We start from the raw sequence: 2,954 nt of genomic DNA on the forward strand, positions 1-2,954 counted from the left end.
CAACTCCTTCACGAAGGCGACGTCATCTTCTATCGGCGTTTTAGGGAACATGTAGAAAGCTCCCTGCGGCTTGACCAGGGAATAGCCCATTTCCGTGAGGCTCTTGTAAAGGAAATAACAGGGGGCGACAGCCTTACAGGCAGGCGCATGAGACAGGACAACGAAACCTTTCCGCCGACGCATAAGATAATTTTAGCGGCGAACCATAAGCCAATAATCCATGATACAACACGCGCACTTTGGCGAAGAATAGCTCTGATCCCTTTCAATTATGTATTCGAAAAAGAAGAACAGAAGAAGGATTACCATGAAATATTGCTTGAGGAAAGAGACGGAATATTGCAGTGGATGATCAAGGGGTGTTTAGAGTGGCAGTCGGAAGGTTTAGGTGAACCGCGGGAAGTAGAAGACGCCACAAAGGCTTATAAAACTGATATGGATATTCTTGGTGAATTTTTAGATGACTGTTGCGTTATCGATCAAACAGTGGAAGTTACAAACAAAGCACTGAAAGAGGCGTATAAAAACTGGTGCCAGAAAAATGGTGAAAAGGAATTAAGGTCCAAGGTCCTTTCCTCAAAATTAATAGAAAAGGGGTTTAAAAGAAAGGAAAATATGCAAGTCGCTTTATCTCGAGGTAGAGGATGGGAAGGTTTAGGGATTAAGGTACCTGACACAGATGACACAGATAAGTAGGTATTTCTATATAAGTCTATACGTGGAGTATTCTAATACGCTTATATAGGAATTGGTGTTTATCTGTGTCAATGTGTGTCAAATGATCAATATGTGTATGCTATTATAAGCTATAGTATATATATAATAAAATAGGGAAGAAGGTCGGGATCATGAAAGATTTAACACCCTTAAAAGCCATAAGGTTGCATTGCAAGGAATGCGCCGCCGGTCATCCAAAGCAAATTAGAAATTGTGGAGTCAACGGCTGCTGGTTATATATTTATCGTTTTGGCCATAATCCCAAGAGGAAGGGCCAAGGGCCCAGGATACCCCCTTTCTTGCGAAAACATGAAGCCCACGGCAAGATTTCTGAGACAAAAGGTGAGGTTTGAGGTAATGGTAGAGAAACGCCAACTTATTAATGCTGATGAACTATCGCAAATGCTGGGGATCCGGCGAGATAGTGTGTACCGATTTGTAGCCCAGCGTCGGCTCCCATTTGTAAAAATTGGCCGCGCGCTGAGGTTCGACCTCGATGAGATCAATAAATTTATCAAGGAGAAGTCCATTGCCGCTAAAGATTTCTATTGACAAAGTCATATCACGAGAAGTAAACTATATAAAGTATGAAGAAGCGATATTTCATAAAAGACCTGGAGAAGATATTAAGAGTAAACAGGGCAGCTTATTTTTATTGGGAGAAAACTGGCAAGGTTCCGAAGGCCAAGAGAACGCCTATGGGGAATTATCGTTATTGGAGTGCGGAAAATATTAAAAAATTAAAGAAGATAACAGGCGGGTGGTATTAGTCGAAGTCTCTTTTTGTTTTATCGTCGACAAAAACCTTTCGAGGTTGCCTCAGGTTGGACTTTCTCGATGCTATTGATAGTAGATGACCTGTTGAAATAAGCACAATAGGTGAAAATATGAGTGTATATAAACAGATACATTGTCCGAAGTGCGGAAGAACGCATGATATTAGGAAAGAAGCTGAAAAGGAAAGGGTATGCGATTGCGGTTATACTATCAATGGCAAAGGCGGAGTTTATTACATAGATTATTATTATCAAGGCCGGCGCAAGAGGGAATGCATTGGCCCGGATAAAAGACTTGCCGAGACAGTCCTTAAAAAAAGAGAAGTTGAAATAAGAGAGAACCGATACCTTAATATACGGAAAGAGCGGAAGATAAGGTTTGAGGATTTCGCAGATGAATTCTTCCTGCTTCATTCTGAGCCGAATAAAAAGCCTTCTTCTATTCAGAGTGATAAAATTATTATCAAGACTCTCAAGTCATTTTTTAGCGGTAGATACCTTTATAATATAGGGCCGGAGTTGGTCGAGGAATATAAAGCCCAGAGAAGTAAGGATGTTAAGCCGGCTACGGTCAATAGAGAGCTCGCCTGTTTAAAATGTATGTTTAATCGAGCGATCGCATGGGGCAAGACCGAAGAAAATCCTGTCAGGAAAGTAAAATTATTCAAAGAACAAAATGCGCGAACTCGCTATCTTGAGAAAGCAGAGATACGAAAACTTATCGAGAGCTGCTCTCCTCATTTAAGGCCTATTGTAATTGTTGCGGTGAATACAGGTATGAGAAAGGGAGAGATTTTAAAATTGAAATGGAATGATATTGATTTTAAAACGAATTTGATATATCTTATGGAGACCAAAAATAATGAGATAAGAAAAGCCCCTATGAATAATACCGTTAGAAAGACTTTAATGAAGATCCCTAAACATCCGGACTCGCCTTATATTTTTTGTAACGCAAAGGGCAAGCCCTATGCGAACGTAAGGAAGTCTTTTGATACAGCGCTAACAAAGGCAAAGATCACAGACTTAAAATTTCATGATTTAAGACACACATTCGCAAGCCATCTGGTAATGTTGGGGATTGATTTAAAGACTGTTCAGGAATTATTGGGTCACAAAAGTTTTTCGATGACTCTAAGGTATTCGCATTTATCCCCAGATCATAAGGACCGAGCAGTTGACATTTTAGATAGTAACCTGTCAGAAGAAAAAGACAGCCAATGGACAGCAGAGTCGGACAACGAACTTATAAGAAAAGCCGCAAGTTTTGTAACTGCTGATAATTAAATGAGAAACAACAACGACGCTGGCGTAGCTCAACGGCAGAGCAATGGTTTTGTAAACCATAGGTTGAAGGTTCGAATCCTTTCGCCAGCTCCAACTTGGAGTAAAATGTCGTAAGCAGTGAAGGATTCGAATGGAGCTTTTCGCCGAGCGAAGCGAGGACAAGATGCGACAAAA

The 2,954-nt window shown here is 40.7% G+C and carries 4 protein-coding genes and 1 tRNA gene; all 5 read left to right on the forward strand.

Going from position 1 to position 2,954, the window contains the following annotated elements; translation table 11 throughout:
• On the forward strand, positions 1-696 hold a 696-nt coding region (locus tag KKI13_02540; protein MBU4487930.1), incomplete at its 5' end, for a DNA primase.
• 378 nt (positions 697-1,074) lie between these two features.
• A complete protein-coding gene (locus KKI13_02545) occupies positions 1,075-1,269 on the forward strand; it encodes a helix-turn-helix domain-containing protein (protein MBU4487931.1) in 195 nt (64 codons plus the stop codon).
• A gap of 35 nt (positions 1,270-1,304) precedes the next feature.
• Positions 1,305-1,487 carry a MerR family transcriptional regulator gene (locus tag KKI13_02550; protein MBU4487932.1) on the forward strand — a complete coding sequence of 61 codons (183 nt, stop codon included), beginning with the start codon at positions 1,305-1,307 and terminating at the stop codon, positions 1,485-1,487.
• A 117-nt stretch (positions 1,488-1,604) separates the two neighbouring features.
• On the forward strand, positions 1,605-2,780 hold the full coding sequence (locus KKI13_02555) for a tyrosine-type recombinase/integrase (protein MBU4487933.1): 1,176 nt from the start codon (positions 1,605-1,607) through the stop codon (positions 2,778-2,780).
• Between the two features lie 18 nt (positions 2,781-2,798).
• A tRNA-Thr gene (locus tag KKI13_02560) sits at positions 2,799-2,873 on the forward strand.
• Positions 2,874-2,954: the final 81 nt, after the last annotated feature.

The sequence above is a fragment of the Candidatus Omnitrophota bacterium genome (assembly GCA_018894435.1).
Lineage (GTDB): Bacteria > Omnitrophota > Gorgyraeia > JAHIPI01 > JAHIPI01 > JAHIPI01.

What these genes read in the sequence shown, in the direction of transcription:
- KKI13_02545 (MBU4487931.1), top strand. Translation starts at nt 1,075, where the DNA reads ATGGTAGAGAAACGCCAACTTATTAATGCTGATGAACTATCGCAAATG.
- KKI13_02550 (MBU4487932.1), top strand. Translation starts at nt 1,305, where the DNA reads ATGAAGAAGCGATATTTCATAAAAGACCTGGAGAAGATATTAAGAGTA.
- KKI13_02555 (MBU4487933.1), top strand. Translation starts at nt 1,605, where the DNA reads ATGAGTGTATATAAACAGATACATTGTCCGAAGTGCGGAAGAACGCAT.